Below are 20,770 nucleotides of genomic sequence, written 5' to 3' on the forward strand. Positions count from 1 at the left end.
AGCGTAGGAACGCCGCGGCCGTCCGGACCACGCTCTTAAGCCCCCGCCGAAACTCACCGGTCAGCCGCCGAGGGCGACGGTCACCAGCAGCCCGTCCGCCGCGAGCCAGCGGCCGGAGAACTCACACCGGTCCGGGGCCAGGACGGTGGCCCGGAAGGTGTGGTCGGCCGGGTCGAACGACACCGTGACGTCCCGGAAGGTCAGCGCGGTCCCGGTGTCGGGGAACCACGCCTTGTAGACGGCTTCCTTGGCGCAGAACAACAGCCGGTCCCAGCAGGCGAGCCGGGGGTGCGACGCCGTCAGCGCCGCCAGCCGTGCGCGTTCCCCGGGCAGCGAGACCGTGCCGAGGACGCCCTCGCGCAAGGGGCGGCAGGGCTCGGCGTCCACCCCCAGCGCGCGCACGTCGCACCGTCGCGCCACCACGGCGGCCCGGTATCCCCGGCAGTGCGTCATGCTCCCCACCACCCCGTCGGGCCAGCGCGGCACCCCCCGCGCGTCCGGTACCAGAGGCACGGGGGCGCGGCCGAGCGCGGTCAGGGCGCGGCGGGCGCAGAGCCGGACCGTGGTGAACTCACGGCGTCGCCCCTCGCTCACCCCGGCGACCGCGGCCCGCTCCTCGGGGTGCGGGGAGTCGTCCGCCGCGTCGACACGGGCCTCGGCCCCGGCGACGTACGACGGCAGCAGCCGCTCGATCAGCGGCTGTCGCACAGCATCCCCAGCACCGCGGCGCCCAGCACCGTGTCCGGGTCCGCGAGGTCGAAGGGCAGGTCGAAGTGGTGGCGTCCGGGTACGACGAGATCGGTCACGTCGGTGCCGCCCGCGCGGGCGAAGTCGACGAACCGGTGGTGCTGCGCGGTGAACGCGTCCGTCTCGTTCTCACCGAGGGCGACGACGAGCCGCGGGAGCCGGGCGGGCGGGCGGTGCAGCGGGCTGCACGCGCGGGCTTCACCGGCGTCCATGCCGAGGGCGTCGTTGACGTAGGTGTGCCGTAGGGGCTCCAGGTCGTAGACCCCGCTGATCAGCGTCGCCGAGGCGAGGGCGCCGAAGGGGTGCGGGCCCTCGGCGTCGAGGAGCGCGCTCGCGACGAGGTGGGCCCCCGCGGAGTGACCGCCGAGATGAACGGCCCTGGGCGTGACGGGCAGAGGGGCGCGGCCGGTGCAGATGCGGCGCAGTGAGTCGGTGACGGCCGCGGTGATGGCGCGCAGGCGGTGGCGTGGCGCCAGGCCGTAGCCGAGCGCCGCGAAGGAGATCCCGGCGGCCAGGAAGTCCCGTGCGGCGAAGGCCGCTTCGGACTTGCTGAGCTCCTGCCAGTAGCCGCCGTGCACGAACACGAACAGCGGGGCGTGCGGGTCGGGCGCCGGGAACAGGTCGAGCCGTTGCTCGGGCAGGGGGCCACAGGGCAGGTCCAGGTGGACGGGGAGGCCGCTGCGTGCGCGGGCGCTGTCGGTGGCGTACCGCGCGAGATGGACGTCGAGGTCGCTGACGCGCGAGCTGGGCGAGTACTCCAGGTCGAGGCCGGTGCGGGCCGTGTCGGGCACGGTCATGACAGCGGGGTCCAGACGTCGGGCAGCATCCGGCGCAGGGCGGCCCGCCACAGGTATCCGGCGCCCTCGGATCCGGCGGTGCCCACGGCGGTGCCGAGGAACCGCTCGGCGAGCACGGCGTGCCGGGCCCGCCAGACGGCCGCGGCGTCGTCGAACTCGAGGAGGGCGAGCCGCACTCGCTCCGCGGCCGCCCGGTCCGCACACCTGTCGGCGAAGTCCCGGTAGGCCTCGGCCACCGACCGTTCCCCGAGCCGCGCCTCGAGCCGGACCCGGTCCCCCTCGGTGAAGCCGGCCGTGGTCAGGTAGCGGGAGTCACGCAGACCGCAGAGGAACTCGACCTCACGGAACTGCGCGGACTGGAATCCGCTGGCGTCGCCCAGGGTGGTCCTGATGTCCTCGAACGCGGCCGGGGTCAGCGTCGCGAGCCCGTCGAAGTGCCGGGTCAGCGTGTCCATCAGCCGCGGCAGCGGGGCGGCCCTGCGGACGGCCCGGTCCGCGTCGCCCGCGTCCAGGGCCGCGCGGATCTCCTCCAGATGGCGCAGGGCGACGGCGAAGAGGATCTCGCAGGACTGATGCGTGGCCAGGAAGAGGACGTGGTCCACGTCGTCGTCGTGGACGCGGGCGGTCCGCAACAGCTCGTCGAGCCGAAGCACTTGGCCGTAGGGCGGGGCGGCGGTCACGGCATTCACGGGGCCTTCTTCCTCGCGTACGGAAACCGACAGCAATGCGAACGGGAAGCTGTGCCGGGAGCGTAGCCGCGCGGCATCCGACGGATCACCGTGATCAAGCGGAGCCTTAAAGGGCCACTTCCGGACCCCGTGAAATCTTCATCTCGCAGTGATGACACCGGCACTGTGCGCAGCGAGGCGAACTTTGCAGAATTTTCCCCGGAGCCGCACACACAGCACCAACGAGGAACAGCAACACACACCACATACACCAAGGGATGACACATGAATCTGCTTTCCTCCGGCATTCAGCTGAAGGCCGCCGGCGCCGACGGCGCCGTTCCCGCCCGCCCCGCCCGGTCCGCCCTCGTGATCGAGGAGCTCGACTCGGTGGCGGACCACACGGTCGCGCTCTCCACGTTCTGCATCCTGGCCGAGACCGCTGTTCCGGTCGCCGCGCGGAGGGCGGGACGGCCCGACGCGTGACTCCTTCCGACGTACGGAGGGACGGGTCCCCCGTGCTCGCTGCGGGGGACGGTGTCCTGGTGGGTTTCAAGAGCCACCTCCACCCCACGGTCCTGCCGGACGACGCGACGTACCTGGTGTCACGCCGCGGCGTCACGGCACTGCACGGTCCACAGGCGGAGGTCCTGGTGCCGCTGCTGGACGGTACGCGCAGCCCGCAGGCCGTGCTGCGCGAGGCCGCCCCGGTGCTCGGCATCGAGGACGCCGAGGCGGCGCTGCGTGCCCTGGACGGTGCGGGTCTGCTGCGGTACGGCGGTCCCGGACGGCGGCACACGGACCCGGCCGCCGAGGCGTACTGGGACCTGATCGGCCTGGACGGCGGGCGCGCCGCGGCCACCGTCGCGGGTGCCACCGTCGCGGTCCAGGCGCTGCCCGGAGTGGCGGTGGAGCCCGTGGCGCGGGCCTGTCGCGCCGAGGGGATCGCCATCGCCCCGCCCGGCACCGCCGCCGACCTGTCCCTCGTCCTGTGCGACGACTATCTGTCCCCTCAACTCGCCGCGGTGGACGCGGCGCACCGCGCCGCCGGGCAGCCGTGGCTGCTCGCGAAGCTGTGCGGGGCGGACCCGTGGGTCGGTCCGGTGTTCCAGCCGGACGACGGCCCCTGCTGGCACTGCCTCTCGGTACGGCTGCGCGGCCACCGCCACGCGGAGGTACCGGTGCAGCGAGCTCTCGGGCTCGACGGACCGCCGCCGCGCCCCGTCGCGTCCCTGGCCGCCGGACGCTCGCTCGCCATCGGCATCGCCGTCCTGGAGACGGCGAAGTGGCTGGCCGGGGTACGCGATCCGGAGCAGGGCCACATCCACACCCTGGACACGGTCCGGCTGCGCACCGCCTCACATCCGGTGAGCAGGCGCCCGCAGTGCCCCGAGTGCGGGGATCCCGATCTCGTCGCCCGCCGGGTGCGCGCCCCGTTCCGGCCGGTCTCCCGTCTCAAGGCGGTCACCACCGGCGGCGGCCACCGGGCGCTGACGGCACAGCAGATGCTCAGCACGTACGGCCATCTGGTGAACCCGGTGACCGGTGTCGTCAAGGAGATCAGACCGGCGCCGGGCTGCCCCGACTTCGTCACCTCCTACGTCTCCGGTCACAACCTGGCGATGGCGTCGGCGACCCTCGCCGGACTGCGCTCCGGACTGCGCGCGCTCAGCGGCGGCAAGGGCCTGACCGAGACGGAGGCCCGCGCCAGCGCCCTGTGCGAGGCGGTGGAGCGCTACAGCGGAACCCTGCACGGCGACGAGCCGGTGGTACGGGACTCCTACCGCGGCCTCGGCTCTGCGGCCGTGCACCCGAACGACTGCCAGCTGTACGCGGACCGGCAGTACGCCCACCGGGAGCGCTGGAACGCGACCCACTCCCGGTTCCAGCACGTCAGCGCCCCCTTCGACGAGACACGGCCCACCGACTGGACCCCCGTCTGGTCCCTGACCCACCACACCCGGCGTCTGCTGCCCACGTCGATGCTCTACTTCGCGGGCGGCGGCGCCGGAACGGGAGCGGGAACGGACGGCGGGGCCGGCGACGGCCTGTGGGCCGACTCGAACGGCAACGCCGCCGGCAGCAGCCCCGAGGACGCCCTCCTGCAGGGCTTCCTAGAACTGGTCGAACGGGACGCGGTCGCCCTGTGGTGGTACAACCGCACCCCGCAGCCCGCCGTCGACCTGGACGCCTTCGACGAGTCGTACGTGGAGCGGCTGCGCCACGGATACCGGCGCGTCCACCGGGACATCTGGGTCCTCGACCTGACCTCGGACTTCGGCATCCCCGTCATGGCGGCGCTCTCCCGCCGCGTGGACAAACCGGCCGAGGACGTCATCTTCGGGTTCGGCGCCCACTTCGACCCGCGCACGGCACTGCGGCGCGCGCTCACCGAGATGGGACAGCTGCTGCCCGCGGTGTCCGACGTGCTGCCGGACGGGTCCGGGTACCGGATCGACGATCCCGAGCCGACACACTGGTGGCGGCACGCCACGACCGCCGGCCAGCCGTACCTCACGCCCGATCCGCAGGTGGCGCCGCGCGGCCCCGGACACTGGCCCGCCCCGCACCGCCCCGACCTCCTGGACGACGTGCACGCGGTCACCGCGCACGTCCGCGCCGCGGGCCTGGAACTCCTGGTGCTCGATCAGCGACGCCCCGACCTGGGCGTACCGGTCGTGAAGGTGATCGTGCCGGGCCTGCGCCACTTCTGGGCCCGGTTCGCACCGGGCCGCCTGTTCGACGTACCGGTGAAGACCGGCCGCCTCCAAGAGCCCACCCCGTACGAGAGGTTGAACCCCATACCGCTCTTCGTCTGACAACAGAAAGACCAGGTCACGATCAACGTGACCTGGTCTTCGCCGGAGCCGCCTTCGGGGCTGTGCCGTCCTGTGTTGGACCGTCAGCGCGGATGCCATGACCCCCAACCGTCCCTCCGGTCAAGGTCTGTTGGACGGCACTCCAGCCTCGACGCCCCCGAAGGCGGCCTGCTGCTCGTCCAGCCGGGTGCGTTCGCGGTGGGAGGGTGGCGGGTCGGCCTGGCGGTTTGGGGGGGAGGGCGGACCAGGTGCAGAGGGCGGCGGCCAGGTTCATGCCGCCGCCGAAGGCGGTGAAGAGGATGCGGTCACCGGGGGAAAGGCGGCCTTGGCGGTTGGTCGCGTCGAGGGTGAAGTGGGCGGCTTTCTTCACCGAGGACGGCACGTTCACCGTCGGCTCTCATCCGGTTCCCGCCCGGGGGCGAGAGGAGATCGTCGCCGGAGCCACCCGCACCGTCGAGCAACTCCGGGCGCAGGGCATCGCACGGCGGCACTGGCTCGGTATGGCGGACATCTCCGCCGAGAGCGGGGGCGAGGGCGAGGGAGAAGGCTACGCCCTGCGGGTACGCAGCTACGCGCTGGTCTTCCAGATCACCGCGGCGGACGGGCCCACGCTGCGGTCCAGCACGACCTGCGAGGACGTTCTGGTGCCGGACGGTGACTCCTGGCTGATCAAGAGCCGGCTGGTGGTCACGGACGCGCCCGACTGACCCGCGGGCGCAGGAGGGCACCCGGCCGCTACTGCCCGCAGGGGCCTGACGATGCGTCATGGCGCGTCGGCGCGGCAGCGGCGGCTTCGGGCCGGTCAGTCAGCCGGCGTGGCAAATCGGACGTCCGGGGTCTCACCGGCAGCCGCGAGGAAGCCGGCCAACTTCCTTCCCTCTGTGTCCAGTTCAGCGATCTCCTGGGCAGCCAGCGGCCGGAACGGCGAGATGGTGACCAGCCCCCCGTCAGCCCGCCAGAGGCCGGCCACCATGCCGTCGACCAGGATCGATCCGGGCACGATACCGTTGCGCAGGAACAGGTTCTTGCGCAACAGCTCGGGGACGATCCGGCTGCGGTCGGCGTACGAGAGCACGACGTTGTCGAAGTCCGGCAGGAAGCGTGCGGGCGCCGGCAGGCCGGGGTCGGGGCGGGGCGCGTCTGGCAGGTCCAGCAGATCGGCGCCACCCGTGCCGCGCATCCGTACCAGATCGGACATCGTGTCGGTCACCTCCCGCAGTCTGGTCAACCCGCACCACGCCTGCACATCGGCGACCGTCGCGGGGCCGAACGCGGCCAGGTAGCGGCGGATCACGGCGGGCAGCGCGGCGGCCTCGGCCGGTGCGCCGAGCCAGGACTCGGCGGTGGCGTAGCGGGTCGCCCCACCCGCCCCCCAGACGGCGCGTGGCGGCACCTGGACCAGCGCCAGCCGAGCCCGGGAGACGTCCGCGAGCCGCCGCGGCGCCACGCCCGGCATCCGCTCGGCCAGCGCCTCGCCCAGCTCCTTCGGGGTCATCGGCCCCTTCTCCAGCAGTTCCAGGGCGTGCTGGGCCACCAGCGCCGGGTCGCCGACCTCCCGTACCGCCCGCGCCGTCACGTACATCCGCTCGATCACCGGCTGTACGACCGGGCGCAGTGCCAGGCAGTCGGCGGCGCTCACCAGGTGCACGGTGCCCCGATACAGCAGCAGCCTGGTCACCGAGCGGTCGGTCAGCAGGTCGGCCAGCTCCTGGTGCCGGAAGCCGGCCAGCCGGGTCCACAGCCCGGTGTACGGCGGATAGGGCGCCTGGGCCTGCAGACCGACCAGGTGCTCGATCATCCGCAGGGCCGGCATGTCGCTCCGGCGCAGCAAGTGCTGGCGCGCCAGGGTGGCGCGGTTGAGGGCCCGGTCGGTGAGGAGGGCCACACGTGTCCTTGGGGTAGTGGGTGGTGGGAGCCGCAGCACCCCAATGCTCAGGCGCTCAGCAGGTGCGGTAGCGCGCCGCCAGTTCGGCGTGCCGCTGGGCGAACTCCCGGCAGGCATCACGTAGTTCGGGTGGGTCGAGCACGGTGAACGGCACCTCGAAGACGGCCAACCATTGAGCGATGTCGCGCAGTTCCTCGCCGCGCAGTGACACCACGCAGGTCTCGGCTTCGTCGCACTCGACGGTGCCCCAGCCCTCGGGCACCCGGCCGGCCACCTGGTCGATCGGGGCGTGCAGCCGCACCCGGGCCCGCGTTTTGGTGAAGGCCCGTTTGAAGCCCTGGGCCACGAACGCGGCAGCGCCGCCCTCGGGCAAGTGGCGGGGTGTGAAGCGCGGCCCAGTGGGGCTCTTGAGCGTCATCCGGTCCACCCGGAACGAACGCCAGTCCTCCCGTTGCACGTCCCAGGCCACCAGGTACCACCGGGAGTCGGCCTGGACGACCCGGTGGGGCTCGACTTCGCGCCGGGTGTGGGTGCCGTTCCTTGCGGTGTAGTCGAAGCGCAGCCGCTCCCTGGCGTGACACACCGAGGCGACGGCGGCCAGGACCTGCGCCCCCACCGCCGAAGCGGCCTGCGGGCGGTCCATGATGTCGACCTGGAGGGCATCCAGCCGGTTCTGCAGCCGGGACGGCATGACCTGCCGCAGCTTGGTCAGGGCCCGCAGTGAGGCTTCGCCGATGCCGGCCACCGGCCCGACGGCGGTGGACTGGAGTCCGAAGGCCACGGCCGGCGCCTCCTCGTCGTCCAGCAGCAGCGGAGGCATCTCCGCGCCGGCGCCGAGCTGGTAGCCGCCGCCGACGCCGATCCGGGCGTTCACCGGGTACCCGAGCTCGCGCAGCCGGTCGACGTCCCGACGCAGGGTGCGGGTGGTGACGTCGAGTCGTCCGGCCAGCTCCGCTCCGGTCCATTCGCGCCGCGTCTGCAGCAACGACAGCAGGCGGAGCAGGCGTGCCGAGGTCTCCAGCATGCCGCTGAGCTATCGGCCATGGCGGACAGGATCGGTCCTCAATTCAATTGGCTGCCCGTCCCTGGTCAATGTAGGTCCGAAGTCGTCCGCCATCTCTCCTGGCGTCTGCCCTGCGCCCGGCCCCACGACGGGGCGCGACGGGTACCACCGGTCGGGCGAGGCACCGTCGAGGACGACCGGACGAATCCAAGGAGTGATGTCGACAGATGGCTGCGACCGACAGTGTGACCCGTACGCCCGGCAGTGCCCGGTCCCGGCTGGGGCTGATCCTTCTCGCCTGCTGCGTCGGACAGTTCATGGTGGTGCTCGACGCATCGATCGTGAACGTGGCGCTGCGGCCGATCCAGGACGCGCTGGGCTTCTCGGCAAGCACCCTGCAATGGGTGATCAACGCCTACACGATCATCTTCGCCGGCTTCCTGCTGCTCGGCGGCCGATTGGCCGACCTGTTCGGCCGACGGCGGATCTTCGCGCTGGGACTGGCCCTGTTCACCGCCGCCGGCCTCGTGGCCGGCCTGGCCTGGAACCCGGAGTCGCTGCTGATCGCGCGCGGCATCCAGGGCCTGGGCGGTGCGGTGCTCGCGCCCGCGACGCTGACCGTGCTGTTCACCTCGTTCACCGATCCGGCCGGCAAGGTCAAGGCGTTCGGCACCTGGAGTGCGGTCGCGGCCGGCGGCGGCGCCATCGGCGCGTTGGTCGGCGGCGTCGTCACCGAGTGGCTGTCCTGGCGCTGGATCTTCCTGGTGAACGTCCCGATCGGGGTCGCGCTGATGGTCCTGGTGCTGGCCGTGGTCCCCGAGTCCCGGGCCGAGCGGGCCGACCGGCGGATCGACGCGATCGGAGCGGTCGCCGTCACCGGCGGCCTGATGGCGATCGTGCTGGGCATCGTGGAGTCCCAGGACAAGGGCTGGGACTCGACCGTGACCGTCGGGTCGCTGGTCGCCGGTGTGCTGCTGGTGGCGTTCTTCCTCCTCAACGTCGTCTCTTTCACCACCAGCGCCGCTCTGGTGGGCGTGCTGTTCCTGTTCACGTTGCTGATGCAGTTCGTCTACGGCTACGACTCGTTGGAGACCGGCCTGGCGTACCTGCCGCTGTCGCTGGCGATCGTCACCACCGCGCGCGGTCTGGCCCCGCAATTGATCACCAAGCTGGGCCCGAAGCCCGTCCTGGTGGCGGGCAGCACCCTGTCGCTGGCGGCACTGATCTGGCTGTCGTTCGTCACCACCGACGGCGGTTTCGTCCACGACCTGCTCGGCCCGTCGCTGCTGTTCGGCGCGGGGCAGGGTTTCGTCTCGGCGACCGTCACGATGGCCGGCACCGCCAATGTCCCCTATACCCAGGCCGGTTTGGTCTCCGGTCTGCTCAACGCCAGCCGACAGGTCGGCGGCGCGCTCTGGCTGAGCATCCTGGCGGCGGTGGTGGCCGGCCACGCGGACAGCCTCACCGCCGGAGCGAGTGCGGACGGCTACCGGGTGGCGTTCCTGGTCGCGACCGCCTTCCCGCTGATCGGCATCCTGGCAGGACTGGCCGTGCCCGGGGTCTCCCCGGCCGCGCTGGCCGCGGCGAAGAACTGGGGAGCCAAGAAGTCCACCGACTCCGGGTCCACGGACTCGGACGGCGCCGACTCAGGCTCCGGCGGCTGGGGGTCCGAGGACTCCGCCGGACGCTGACGCAACACGACGCACAGCACAGCACACCGCGACGCTCAGCGGCATGCCACGGCCCGTGGAAGAAGGCCCGGACGTCCGCAATGAGTTCGTCCGGCGCCTGGAGCGAGGCGAAGTGCCCGCCGCTGAAGTACCGCGACCAGCGCGTCACGTGATGCGTCTGCTCCGCCAGCCCCCGGATCGCCCGGTCGCCGGTGAAACTGGCCACCCCGGTCGGGACCGGCGAGCGCTCGGGCCGCACACCCCAGGCTTCCTGGCCACCCTCCAGGTAGATCCGCGCGGCGGACCCGGCTGTCCCGGTCAGCCACAGGATCGACACGTCGGTCAGTACGGCGTCGTGGTCGATCCGGGCCTGCTTGGTCCCCGTCGGGTCCCAGTCGACGAACCACTCCAGGTTCCAGGCGAGTTGGCCGACCGGGGAGTCGTTGAGCGCATAGGCCAGCGTCTGCGGGCGGGTGCTCATCTGGGTGGCGTAGCCGGAGTGGGACTGCCACCACACCTGATTGCGCCGCGCCTGCTCCCGATCGGCTTCCGGCAGCGCGTCGAGCCGATCGGAGTCGGTGGTGGTGGAGGCGTTGACCAGCGCGTTGACGTGCACGCCGAGCACGTGTGCGGGGTCGACGCGGCCCAGTTCGGCCGAGACCAGGCTGCCGAAGTCACCGCCCTGCGCGCCGTACCGCGTGTAGCCCAGCCGTTGCATCAGCTCGGCCCAGGCCCGCGCGGTGCGCCCGACGCCCCATCCGGTCTCCCGGGTCGGCCCGGAGAAGGCGAAGCCGGGCACGGACGGGGCGACGACGTGGAACGCATCTGCCGGGTCGCCGCCGTACGCGGCGGGATCGGTCAGGGGTCCGATGATGTCCACGAAGTCGTTGACGGTACTGGGCCAGCCCGCGTCAGCACCAGCGGCAGGGCGTCCGGCTCGGGCGAGCGGACGTGCAGGAAGTGCAGGAAGTGCACATGCTGGCCGTCGATCTCGGTGCTGAACTGCGGGAGAGCGTTGAGCCTGGCCTCGTGCCGACGCCAGTCGTAGCCGGTGCGCCAGTACTCCACCAGATCGGCCAGGTAGTTCTGCTCGATTCCGTAAGACCATCCGACGTTCGGCAACTGGTCGGGCCAACGGGTGTGGGCCAACCGGTCGTTCAGGTCATCCAGGTCTGCCTGCGGAATGTCGATGCGGAAGGGCGTGACAGCGTTCATGCTCTCCACCATCCACGGATTGCGGACATCCGCTGACCGCCGTCTGCCGGCTGACGGCCGGATACACCCGGTCGTGTGCATCGTGCCTGGACGCGACAGCGGTGCGGCGGAGGACTCTGCCCCTGCCGCACCCCGGCCCGTTGCCGCTCCCGTGTCGCCTCAGGCGCGCGCCTCGGCCCCGGCGCTCTCGACCGGCGCATCCCAGTCGATCCGGTGCTCGTGCATCCACAGCGTCCGACGGCCGTCGCTGGCCGGCTTCCTGAAGGTCCGCGCGATGAAGTGGTTGCGGACCAGGCTGCGCACCGGGCCGCTCAGATTGCCCTCGATGTTGCGCTTGCCCTGGGCCACCACAGCCTCCACTCGGGTGCGCCGGACGGCCTCGAACCGACGGAACGCCTCGTCCGGATCAGAGCTGTCCCGCAGGCACTTGGCCAGCGTGACCGCGTCCTCCATCGCGATCGAGGCCCCCGATCCGGAGGTCGGCGAGGCCGCGTGCGCCGCGTCACCGATGACGATCATGCGGTCGCGGTGCCAACGGGTCAGGCTGGGCAGGTCGCAGTTGAGGAACGGCGCCGGGACGTCCGGGGTGACCCGGATGATGTCGGCGACCGGCATCCGGTCCCGCCTGAACAGGCCGACCAGTTCGTCTCGCCAGGCGTCACCGCCGCGCAGCGACGCCGGGTCCGGGCGGACTTCGCGCGGCGGGTTGGCGTACCAGCGCAGCTCGCCGCTGGGGGCCTGGGTGTACATGAAGAAGCACTTGCGGCCGAAGAACATCCGGATCACGCCGGGTGCCTCTCGGGTTGGGTATGCGGGCAGCAGGCCCCAGGCGTTGAGCACGCCGACGTACCGGGGGCTCGGCGCGGCCGGGTCGATGATGGTCCGCACCCGTGAGTTGAGGCCATCGGCGCCGACCAGGAAGTCGCCCTCCAGTTGCCGGCCGTCGGCGAAGGTCGCCAGCACCGTGCCGTCGACCGTCTTGGCCTCGGTGATCCGCGAGTCGTACTCGATCGGGATGCCTCGGCGCTCGGCCTCCTCACGCAGCGCTATGTAGAGGTCCGAGCGCTGCACCGTGGTGTTGCCGGTGCCGCGCACCCGGTCGAAAGCGATATCGCCGGTCAGCCGACGGCCATCGTGCCGGTAGAACGCCATCGCAGGGGTGTCGAAACCGGCCCCGCGCACCACATCGGCGAGGTCCAGGCACTCCAGGGCGTTGAGGCCGTTGGGAGCGATGTTCATGAAGGCGCCGACTCCGTCGGCGGTACGTTCGAAGGCTTCGTAGACAGTCGTCTCGAAGCCGGCCTTCTGCAGTGCCATCGCGGTGACGGGACCCGCGATGCCACCGCCGACGACTAGGGCGCGCGGCACTCTGCTTACCGAGCAGGCCGGCCGAGGGTCACCAGGTGACCGGGAGGGCGGCCAGCCGGTAGACGAAGCCGCCGTCCAGGACCGGGACGTCCTCCAGGGGGACGGCCAGCCGGAGCGCCGGGAACCGGCGGGCGAGGGCGCTGTACACCAGCCGCAGCTCCAGCCGTGCCAGGTCGGCCCCGAGGCACAGGTGACGCCCGAAGCCGAACGCCAAGTGCTTGCGCTCCCCCGTGCGATACGGCTGGAACTCCTCCGGGCTGTCGAACGCCGCCGGATCCCGGTTGGCCGCCGCGGTGGACGGATAGACCCCGTCGCCGGCCGAGATCGTGCTGCCGCCGAGCACCAGGTCGGTGGCAGCGACCCGGGCGGTGGCCAGATCCGTGACGTTGACGTACCGCAGCAACTCCTCGACGACCGGCTCGGCCGTGTCGGGCTTCTCGCGGAGGGCCGCGAAGTGCTCCGGGTGCTGGGTCAGGGTCAGCACGCCGAGAGAGATCATGCTCGCGGTGCTGTCATGCCCGCCGTTCAGCAGCAGCCGGGTGAGGTGCACCATCTCCGTCAGCGAGAGATCCGGGTTCCTGGCGATGATCCGGCTGACCATGTCGTCGCCCGGGGTCTTGTACTTGGCGGCGACGAACTCCTCGAAATAGGTGTCGAGGAAGTCGACGGCAGCCCTACGCTGCTCCGGGGTGCGGGCGTAGTCGAACATGCCCCGGGTGGCGTCGTACAGACTGCCCAGGTCCTGGCCCGGGATCGCCAGCAGTTCCCCGATCACAGCCAGGGTCAGCGGCATCGAGAACTGCAAGACGAGGTCCTTGGGGCCTCCGCCGTCGGCGAAGCGGTCCACGTACTCGTCCACCAACTGCTGCACCCGCGGCTCCATGCCGTGCACCCGTTGCAGGGTGCATTCCGCCTTGACCAGCTTGCGGAAGGCGGTGTGCTTGGGCGGATCCATGCTCAGCATCGAGCCGTTGGTCCGCATGACGGGTGGAATCGGTATCGGGGAGGGGTAATTGGCGTGTCGGCGGTCGTTGCTCAGCCGGTCGTCGCTCAGCGCTGTCCGGACGTCCTCGTACCGCGTGACGATCCAGGCGTGGCCGCCGGCCGCCATCGGCATCTGCGGCACGACCCCCTCGTCGCGCAGTCGGGTGTTACTCCTCCGGAAGGGCGAACGGGCAGCCACGCTTGAACGGAAACGTGGCGCTGTCCACGTCGTCGACGTTCACGAAGCACTCCCGACGTCGTCGACGCCGGAACAGCGGCGCTGTGGGGGGGGCGGGGACGGGTTCGGCAACGAGGGCGTCGGCAGAGGCAAGGACGGTCAGGAAAGGCGGATTCATACCAGTTGGGCTCCTCCGGGTGAGTCATCGGCGGACGAGCCGGTCGTCCGGTCCGGCTCAGCGTCACCCACCGCCTTCGAGGATTGTTCAAGCCCCGATCCGCCCCCGCCGCGCCCGGCAGGGCGATCCCGACCAGCAGCAGACCGTGCCCGCCGGTGACACAAGGGCGGCAATGGGCCCCTGATGAAGGGTCACGCACGCCTGTCCACCGCTTGTCCACCGAACCGCATCGCGTATGCCTGAGCCGACCCTCCCGGATGAGCAAAGGCCCAGCTCAGAGCCTCAGGCGGTCTGCACCGTCACGGAAACCAAACCCCCAACCCACGCATTACGATGCGTAGACCACGAGTGTCCGAATAGCCCGGATTCCAAGGTCAATGAAACAAAGAAACCCCAGGTCAAAGGCATGACCTGGGGTTCACCATGGAGCCGCCTTCGGGATTCGAACCCGAGACCTACGCATTACGAGACCGTGAGCACCCGTGTTGAGTGATGCCCAGTCGTGCCGCTCAGTGACGTTCTGCCTGATCAGAGCACGTGCGACAGGTTGACCTGTGCCACCCGATGCTGGACCGTCCATAGGCGTCCGGCCACCGGCTGGCCACGGGGAGCCCGAACGCGGCTTCCCGCCGACCCAAATGTGGGCTTGTGGCTGACCCACAAATCGGCGGTCGGCTAGCCACTCCGTGCGGGGGAAGGCGGAGAGGTCGGGGTGCCGGGTGCCGGAGACCAGGTCGGGGGCGTTCCAGGCCGAGGTCCGGCGGTGACACAGGGTGGTGCCTGGGCGCCGGTCAGCGGAGGTACCGTGCCGTAGTCGGCCGGCGGGGTCACCGTTCGATCGGCCACCCGCGTGCCCGAGCCCTGGCGAACGGAGAGCCAGCCCTCGGGAACCAGTTCGACGTAGGCCTCGGCGACCGTGTTGCAGGCGATGCCGAGGTCGGCGGCGAGGGAGCTGTGGGACGGCAGCCGGGTGCCCGACGCGAGGCATCCGGTGCGAACCGTGTGACGCAGGGCATCGGTCAGGCCCCGGCCCAGACCGGGACCTGCGGGCTCCGCATGGAGGCCGCTGCCAAGCAAGCCGTCCGGTGAAGCGGCCGGTGTCTTGTCATGGATACCGACGGTACTTCCGGGCCGCTTGGCCCTTCCGAGGCACTTCCGCGTCCGTGGACAACTGCGGCGTCCCCGGTCACCCGGCTCCGACGGCATCACCCGGCCACCTCCATGAAGGGCCGACCCTAGCGGGTCAGCTGGCTGCCCGCCGCCCGCCACTCGGCGGCCGAGCTCGGGGGCAGCAGGTCGGCCGAGGCTGGGCGGTCGGCGTCCAGGACCTCCGTGGCGATCCTGACGAAGTCCCAGATGCCGATGGCCGTATCCGCCGGGTCGAGGAGGGTGCGCAGTTCGTTCCAGGTCAGCCGGGCACCACCTGAGACAGCGAAGCGGATCCGGGCAAGGACGTCCGCTTCGGTCACCGCCTCGGCCCGCTTAAGCGCGGCGTCCAAGTCGAAGTCACTCGCCGGGACCTCGGCCTCCAGCCGGGCCGCCTCCTCGAAGGCCTGCCGCGTGGCCCGCTCCACATCGGCCTGCCGTACCTCGGCGAGCAGGGCGCGGCGCTCGGGCCGGTCCAGGAAGATGCCGACCTCACGGACGATGTCGGCGGGCTCGTCGGCCACATGGACGAAGTTGATGATCTTGTTGGGCGGGTCGAGCACCGTGCGGAGATGCTCGGGGCCGCGCGCTTCGGGATCGGCTGAGCCTTTGAGGTCGGCCAGCCTGACCGAGCCGGGCACCTCGGAGTCGAACCGGTCGTCGCGGACGATCAGCAGCAGCGACTCGCTGACACTGTGCATCAGCGTCATCAGGGCGAGCCGGTCGGTCGTGTAGACGTGCCAGTTGTAGCGCCACAGCTCGCGCATCGAGTGCCGGTTGTGCCGGATTCGGGAGCTTCCGAGGATGCTGAACCCCTGGTCGGCGAGGTAGCGCAGGGTGCGGTCGGCGCGGCGGGCCGCCATACCGTCGCACTTGAAGCTCAGCAGGCCGAGGGGAGCGAGCGCACCTGCCGCGGCGGGCGCACCGAAGACGTCGAGCGCGTCCGCCCAGCATTCGCGGAAGTAGAGATCCTCGGCAAAGAGTTCCGTCTTGGTGGCCGAGACGGTCAGGGCGGGCCACAGGTCCTCGCCCGGCATCCGGCTGTCGCGTGCAACGGGTGCGCTGGTCATGCGGTCTCTCTCTTCCGGCTCTCTACGAACGCCCGGCTGTCTACGAGCGTCCGACTCTCCGTGGACTTCCCGGCTCTCCACGAACCGCAGTGCAGGAACAGCGGTTAGCGAAGCTGCGTGTCTGCCGTCCACCACTCCGAGTCGGGATTCGTGAGCGTCTTGGGGTATCCCGGCTCGTCGTAGACGATGAAATATGTTCCCAGCACCGCGAGATCCCAGCGGTCGGGACGGACGCCCGCCGTGGCGAGGTCCGCCATGAACGGGCGCCATTCGACCCGCTCGCCCCGCGCCATCCGGTCGAGCCGTAGCCGTGCCGACTCGGCAGCCGGGCCGGGCTCGGCCCGGTCCACCGCCTCGGCCACTCGGCGCAACGCGTCGGTCGGCGCCAGGGAGCGGGTGGGGGCGGCGAAGCGCTCCAGTGCGGCGTCGAGGGCGTCCTTGTCGCGGGAGGAGAGGGTGTCACCCCGCAGGCTCTCGAGAAGTTCGCGGCGGACGGACGCGTCGAAGAGCAGGCCCAGTTCGCGCAGCAGGTCCGCCGGTTCGTCGGCGACGTGCACATAGCTGAGCACGCGGTTCGGCTGGCCGAGGAGGCTGCGCAGGGTGCCGGGCTTCTGGGCCTCCAGGGTGGCGGAGCCCTTGAGCGTGGACAGCCTTACCGCTCCCGGGAGCCGGTGCCCCGGTCCCCCCCGTAGCAGCAGGAACAGGGCGGGGCCGACCCCCAGCAACAGCTCGTTGACGGCGAGCCGGTCGAGCGTGGCCGAGGTGAGCTGGTAGCGCCACAACTCCCGCCAGTGGAAGGGCTGGAAGCGGAACTCGCGTACTGCGGCCGGGGTGAATCCGTGCTCGGTCAGGTATTCCAGGACGGGGGGCAGCACGCCCGCAGCCAGCCCGTCCGGTTTGACCATCAGCAGGGCCGTGTCCAGCAGTACGGTGGCGAGTGCCTCGGCGCCGAGCACCTCCTCCGCGTCGCTCAGGCCCTCGCGAAAGTAGGTCTCGCGGGCGTAGAGATCGCTTTTGGTCTGGCTGCGGGTCAGCGTCGACCAGTCGAGCGTTGCCATCGAACCTTCCCCCCCCGTAACGGTGCGCGGTGTCGTAGTCGCTCGGATGCTAGCAGCTCCGCATTTTCGGACCGAATCACGTGAGACGCGATTTGGGAATGGCTCACTGCACCTCCTCCAGGCGAGACAAGTTCGGTCGAGTATCGGCGCCGCACACTACGAAGGAATGGACATTCAAGACCAATATGGACGCCGTTTCAGTTCCCGTGCGGGACTCAAGTTCTGTCAAGGTCGCCCTGGGTAAAAAATTTCGAGTTCATTTCTCAGTCAGGTACCTAATGCCGACCTTGACGGATTCGACCGACGTCCAGCTAATCTCCGGACTGCGGGAAATTCCTCCCGTCAGACACATCAAGGAGGGTGGCCTACATGCGTGAAGCTGTTTCCACCGCTGTGCAGAGCGGCAACTTCAACCTGAAGAATGAGGTCGTCGAGCTCATTCCTTCCAGTGTTGCCGCCGAGCGCGCCGTCCTGGGCATCCGTGAGCTGGAGGCCTTCCGCGCCGCCGGTTCCTTCGTGCCGGCCTCGAAGCACGGCCTCGAGGTCATCACCGGCGCGAGCTGCGAGACCGGCGCGCAGTAATTGAAACGCCGGGTGGACCGCCGTTTGGACGACGGCCCACCCGGCGCATTTCGTCAGCATGTACCTCACTCGTCATCGCTCGCCTTCGATGCTGGATAGGAAAAGGTCATGACCGACTCTTCGCCCCAAGCACTTCCCACGGTTTCAGTTGTGACCTCGCACGGGCGCCAGCCGCTGAGTGGCGCTGCGGATGAGCGCCTTATCGACATCCTCAATCGAAACCGTGTTCCGTGGTCCGCGGTCGCGGCTTATATCGTTCCGGAATCCGGCGGGGATCCTCGCCTTTCGCCCTCACTCGACCGTACTCTGGCCGAGTTCGAGGACGCGTCCGAAATCCTGCTCTACTTCAACCGCAATGTGAATCCATTCAATTTCTCGATCGACGACTTCAAGACGATCGACAGCGACCACCCGGGCGAGGAAGCGACCGAGTACGTCTACCAGCGGCTCGACAACGAGACTGGCCTGGCCGAGTCGTTCCTGAAGAAGCTGAGTCCCGAGGAATGCCGCCAGATCATCGCCGACCGGGTCGGCGACACCATCCGCGCGAACGTGCCGGCGGGCGCGGACCTAGTGGTCGGCGTCAGCGGCGGCGGTGACAGCAACGCCCTGCTGTACGGCCTCAGTCAGCTGTCCGATCACGGCGTCACCGTCCACCCAGTGATCCTCAAAGGCATTCCGGACTGGGACGCCGGCGTGCCGCGTGCCCAGATACTGTGTGAGAAGTACGGCCTCGAACTGACCGTGATCGAGGCCGAAGAGGTGAAGCAGCTGCTGGGAATTCCGGCCGACTCCGTCGATCTCATCGACCGATTCGAACGTGAATTCCAGGGCGACGACTTCGAGTTCCTCGGCACGCTGCTGATCCGTCTCGCGCTCTCCAAGGCCGCCCAGGACATCGGCACGCCGTACATCGCCACCGGCGTGAATCTCGAGGACATCGTCTGCGAGAACCTCTTCCGGGTCACCACGGGCCTGAAGCCAGCCGCCTTCCCGAAGCGGCAGATCGGCGAGACGACGCTCGTGCTGCCGCTGTGGCTGTGCCCGAAGCGCATCATCGACGGCTGCTTCCCAAAGTTCTCGCTGGAGAACTACGACGCCCGCTACCCGTGCTTCTCGCTTGGCCGCAACCTCTATTACAGCGTGGTGTACGCCATGCAGTCGCAGTTCCCCGGCTATCTGGAACAGGTCGCCCGCGGTCTGTCCCAGCTCAGCCAGAAGGACCCGGTCGAGTACACATACAACGAGCAGCTCGGCTTCCACGTCGAGCGGACAGTGCCCTTCCCGCTGCTGCGCCGCTTCCAGAAGATGCTCAGTGGCGCGCAGCCGACCGCGGGCTGACGGAGCGGGGGGCAACTGAGATGACCACCCACTGTGTCGTCGTGGTCGGTGGCGGCCCCATGAGCACCTACGCCCTGGCGCACCTGGCAGCCGTGCTGCCCGACGCTCCCCCGGCCGGCCCGGTCCGGATCGTGGTCTTCGAGCGGGGCGGCCGGGCCGGCGCGGGTGAGGTGCACAGCGACGCACAGCCGCCCACCGGCTACCTCAACCGGGTGGCTGGGCAGATCGCCTTCGCCCCTGACGAGTCGAGCGACCCGCCCCGCAAGCTGCTGCCCCGCCAGCTGCGGCCCACCTTCCAGGAGTGGTGCGCCGAGCGCCACGCCCGCACCGGCCACCCCGACTTCGATCTGCGCCCGCACGACGTGCCCAGGCGCTACGTCCACGGCCTGGCCCTGCGCGAGCTGTTCCTGGGCTACGCCGACCGGCTCCGGAGCGTTCCGGGGGTCACGGTCGAACTGCGCGGCACCGAGGTCACGGACGTCACCCGCGCTGGCGCCACGGCACCCGCGGACGCCCGCCGCTTCCGGCTGCGCTCCGCCGACGGCGGCGAACTCCTCGCCGACGAGATCCTGTTCGTCACGGGCCACTCCTGGAACACGCCCGCCCCGGGCAGCGAGGAGGAACAACTCGCGGCTCATCAGGGGTATGTGTCGACGCCATATCCCTTGGCGGAGCGCCTCGACGAACGGGCAGTACGGCCCGACCGGCCAGTGGCGGTACGCGGACTCGGGCTCACCGCCATCGACGTCTGCCTGCAACTGACCGAGGGGCGCGGTGGCACCTTCGTGCCCGACCCGGGCGCGGCACCCCACGGGCTGCGCTATGTGTCGGCTGGCCGCGAGCCCTCCGTGATCATCGCGGTCAGCCCCAGTGGGGTGCCCGTCTCGGGCCGGCCGCTGAACGGCAAGGTGGCCGCCCCGGCCCGGCTGGAGCACACCGGGGTCTTCTTCACGGTGGACGCGGTGCGCGCCCTGCGCTCCCGGGTCGGGGTGGCACTGCCGGACGGGCGCCGACCACTCGACTTCGATCGGCACCTGGTGCCGCTGGTCTGCCTGGAGATGGCGTGGGTCCACCACCGCACTTTGCGGGGCGACACCGCCGTACGTCCGCTGGGCGATGCGGTGGCCGAGGCGTACCAGAACTTCCTGGCGGGGCACGGGCCGTGGGGCGAGGAGGGCGCCGACGCACTGGTCCGGGCCCTTGAGGCGCCGCTCGGCGACACGGACCCGGACGGCGGGTTCGACTGGCGTGCGCTGCTCGACCCGCTGCCGGCCGGCTCGGCCCGACGTGGTGACGACGGCGCCGACTGGGCCCGGCGGACCGCCGCCCATCTGCGCCAGGACCATCGCGACGCCCTGGAGGGCAACCTGCGCAACGCGGTCAAGGCGGCCTGCGACGGCGTCTGGCGCGATCTGCGCGCCGTGTTCGGCGAGGCCGTGGACTTCGGCGGTCTGACCCCCGACTCCCACCGCCGCTTCGTCCGCACCCATCTGCGCCACTACAACCGGCTCTCTAACGGCGCTGGCCTGGAGCCGATGCGCAAGGTGTTGGCGTTGCTGGACACCGGGCTCCTCGACCTGTCGGTCGGGCCGGAGCCGACGGTGCGTCCAGTGGGCGAGGGCGCCGCAGCGTTCACCGTGACGGGCGGCCGCACCGGTGTCGTACGGACGGTCGAGACAGTGGTCGAGGGCCGGGTGCATCCCTTCGATCCGCAGCGCGACGTGCTGCCGCTGTACCGCTCGCTGCTCGACGGCGGTCTGGTACGGCTGTGGCGCAACCTCGGCCCGGTCGGCGCCGAGGACTTCGTGCCCGGAGCGCTGGATCTCACCGACCGTTTTCACCCCGTGCTCCCGGACGGCTCCAGCGAACCGCGGCTCACCTTCCTCGGCGCTCCCGCCGAGGGGCTGCGGGTCTTCCAGCAGAGTGCCGCCCGGCCCCACTCCAACAGTTCGGTCCTCGCCGTAGCCGCGGACTGGGCCGAGGAGGCAGCGCGGCGCATGCCGTGTCCGAAGAACGCCGCACCATCGAACTCCGAAGAACGGAAGACGCGTTGACAGGGCA

Annotated in this window: 19 protein-coding genes and 1 pseudogene; 7 read left to right on the plus strand and 13 right to left on the minus strand. The window is 70.6% G+C overall.

What is annotated here, in order from left to right:
* Nucleotides 1-60: 60 nt before the first annotated feature.
* From ABZ490_RS13235 to ABZ490_RS13245, 3 genes are read right to left on the minus strand one after another with little or no spacing between them, the layout of a single operon-like run.
* Entirely contained in the window at nt 61-708 is a 648-nt protein-coding gene (locus tag ABZ490_RS13235; protein ID WP_358988657.1) for a 4'-phosphopantetheinyl transferase superfamily protein, read from the minus strand.
* Entirely contained in the window at nt 693-1,544 is an 852-nt protein-coding gene (locus ABZ490_RS13240) for an alpha/beta hydrolase (RefSeq protein ID WP_358988659.1), read from the minus strand. The genes ABZ490_RS13235 and ABZ490_RS13240 overlap by 16 nt, the downstream gene beginning before the upstream one ends.
* Nucleotides 1,541-2,233, minus strand: coding sequence for a tryptophan 2,3-dioxygenase family protein (locus ABZ490_RS13245; protein ID WP_358988661.1), 693 nt, complete (start codon nt 2,231-2,233; stop codon nt 1,541-1,543). Before ABZ490_RS13245 ends, ABZ490_RS13240 begins: the two co-directional genes overlap by 4 nt.
* 264 nt (nt 2,234-2,497) lie before the next feature.
* On the opposite strand from ABZ490_RS13245, the gene ABZ490_RS13250 reads away from it, so the two are divergent.
* Both ABZ490_RS13250 and ABZ490_RS13255 read left to right on the plus strand, forming a co-directional pair.
* Nucleotides 2,498-2,698 carry a hypothetical protein gene (locus ABZ490_RS13250; RefSeq protein ID WP_358988663.1) on the plus strand — a complete coding sequence of 67 codons (201 nt, stop codon included), beginning with the start codon at nt 2,498-2,500 and terminating at the stop codon, nt 2,696-2,698.
* Nucleotides 2,699-2,757: 59 nt separating this feature from the next.
* Nucleotides 2,758-5,031, plus strand: a complete 2,274-nt coding sequence (locus ABZ490_RS13255) for a TOMM precursor leader peptide-binding protein (RefSeq protein ID WP_358988665.1) — start codon at nt 2,758-2,760, stop codon at nt 5,029-5,031.
* 22 nt (nt 5,032-5,053) lie between these two features.
* On the opposite strand, the gene ABZ490_RS13260 is transcribed toward ABZ490_RS13255, so the two are convergent.
* Nucleotides 5,054-5,419, minus strand: a complete 366-nt coding sequence (locus ABZ490_RS13260) for a 3-oxoacyl-[acyl-carrier-protein] synthase III C-terminal domain-containing protein (protein WP_358988667.1) — start codon at nt 5,417-5,419, stop codon at nt 5,054-5,056.
* Between ABZ490_RS13260 and ABZ490_RS13265 the strand changes: the two genes are divergently transcribed.
* Entirely contained in the window at nt 5,379-5,738 is a 360-nt protein-coding gene (locus ABZ490_RS13265; protein WP_358988669.1) for a nuclear transport factor 2 family protein, read from the plus strand. The two genes, ABZ490_RS13260 and ABZ490_RS13265, sit on opposite strands and share 41 nt — an antisense overlap.
* Nucleotides 5,739-5,833: 95 nt before the next feature.
* Here the strand turns inward: ABZ490_RS13265 and ABZ490_RS13270 are convergent, their stop codons facing one another.
* Together ABZ490_RS13270 and ABZ490_RS13275 are read right to left on the minus strand one after the other, a co-directional pair.
* A complete protein-coding gene (locus ABZ490_RS13270; RefSeq protein ID WP_358988671.1) occupies nt 5,834-6,916 on the minus strand; it encodes a winged helix DNA-binding domain-containing protein in 1,083 nt (360 codons plus the stop codon).
* Between the two features lie 55 nt (nt 6,917-6,971).
* Nucleotides 6,972-7,940 (minus strand): YafY family protein, encoded by a 969-nt coding sequence (locus ABZ490_RS13275; RefSeq protein ID WP_358988673.1) that lies wholly within the window; start codon nt 7,938-7,940, stop codon nt 6,972-6,974.
* A gap of 206 nt (nt 7,941-8,146) precedes the next feature.
* Between ABZ490_RS13275 and ABZ490_RS13280 the strand changes: the two genes are divergently transcribed.
* The gene (locus ABZ490_RS13280) at nt 8,147-9,610 is read left to right on the plus strand and encodes an MFS transporter (protein WP_358988675.1); all 1,464 of its coding nucleotides are present in this window, start codon (nt 8,147-8,149) and stop codon (nt 9,608-9,610) included.
* Nucleotides 9,611-10,178: 568 nt separating this feature from the next.
* Here ABZ490_RS13280 and ABZ490_RS13285 read toward each other — a convergent pair.
* The 7 genes and pseudogenes from ABZ490_RS13285 to ABZ490_RS13315 form a co-directional block, all read right to left on the minus strand.
* A pseudogene (locus ABZ490_RS13285) lies at nt 10,179-10,469 on the minus strand (alpha/beta fold hydrolase); the annotation flags it as partial.
* Nucleotides 10,448-10,804, minus strand: a complete 357-nt coding sequence (locus ABZ490_RS13290) for an epoxide hydrolase N-terminal domain-containing protein (RefSeq protein WP_358988677.1) — start codon at nt 10,802-10,804, stop codon at nt 10,448-10,450. The pseudogene ABZ490_RS13285 and the gene ABZ490_RS13290, both read right to left, overlap by 22 nt.
* A gap of 159 nt (nt 10,805-10,963) precedes the next feature.
* Complete coding sequence (locus tag ABZ490_RS13295) at nt 10,964-12,172, minus strand: NAD(P)/FAD-dependent oxidoreductase (protein WP_358988679.1); 1,209 nt, start codon at nt 12,170-12,172, stop codon at nt 10,964-10,966.
* 28 nt (nt 12,173-12,200) lie between these two features.
* On the minus strand, nt 12,201-13,289 hold the full coding sequence (locus tag ABZ490_RS13300; RefSeq protein WP_358988844.1) for a cytochrome P450: 1,089 nt from the start codon (nt 13,287-13,289) through the stop codon (nt 12,201-12,203).
* 898 nt (nt 13,290-14,187) lie between these two features.
* The gene (locus tag ABZ490_RS13305; protein ID WP_358988681.1) at nt 14,188-14,718 is read right to left on the minus strand and encodes a winged helix-turn-helix domain-containing protein; all 531 of its coding nucleotides are present in this window, start codon (nt 14,716-14,718) and stop codon (nt 14,188-14,190) included.
* 29 nt (nt 14,719-14,747) lie between these two features.
* Nucleotides 14,748-15,728, minus strand: a complete 981-nt coding sequence (locus ABZ490_RS13310) for a hypothetical protein (protein ID WP_358988683.1) — start codon at nt 15,726-15,728, stop codon at nt 14,748-14,750.
* Between the two features lie 104 nt (nt 15,729-15,832).
* A complete protein-coding gene (locus tag ABZ490_RS13315) occupies nt 15,833-16,786 on the minus strand; it encodes a nucleoside-diphosphate kinase (protein ID WP_358988685.1) in 954 nt (317 codons plus the stop codon).
* A gap of 369 nt (nt 16,787-17,155) precedes the next feature.
* Between ABZ490_RS13315 and ABZ490_RS13320 the strand changes: the two genes are divergently transcribed.
* From ABZ490_RS13320 to ABZ490_RS13330, 3 genes are all read left to right on the plus strand, one after another.
* Nucleotides 17,156-17,368, plus strand: coding sequence for a hypothetical protein (locus ABZ490_RS13320; RefSeq protein WP_358988687.1), 213 nt, complete (start codon nt 17,156-17,158; stop codon nt 17,366-17,368).
* A 108-nt stretch (nt 17,369-17,476) separates the two neighbouring features.
* Nucleotides 17,477-18,709, plus strand: a complete 1,233-nt coding sequence (locus ABZ490_RS13325; protein WP_358988689.1) for a hypothetical protein — start codon at nt 17,477-17,479, stop codon at nt 18,707-18,709.
* 20 nt (nt 18,710-18,729) lie between these two features.
* Entirely contained in the window at nt 18,730-20,763 is a 2,034-nt protein-coding gene (locus ABZ490_RS13330; protein ID WP_358988691.1) for an FAD/NAD(P)-binding protein, read from the plus strand.
* Nucleotides 20,764-20,770: the final 7 nt, after the last annotated feature.

The organism is Streptomyces sp. NPDC005811, assembly GCF_040630405.1.
In the GTDB taxonomy this organism is placed as follows: domain Bacteria; phylum Actinomycetota; class Actinomycetes; order Streptomycetales; family Streptomycetaceae; genus Streptomyces.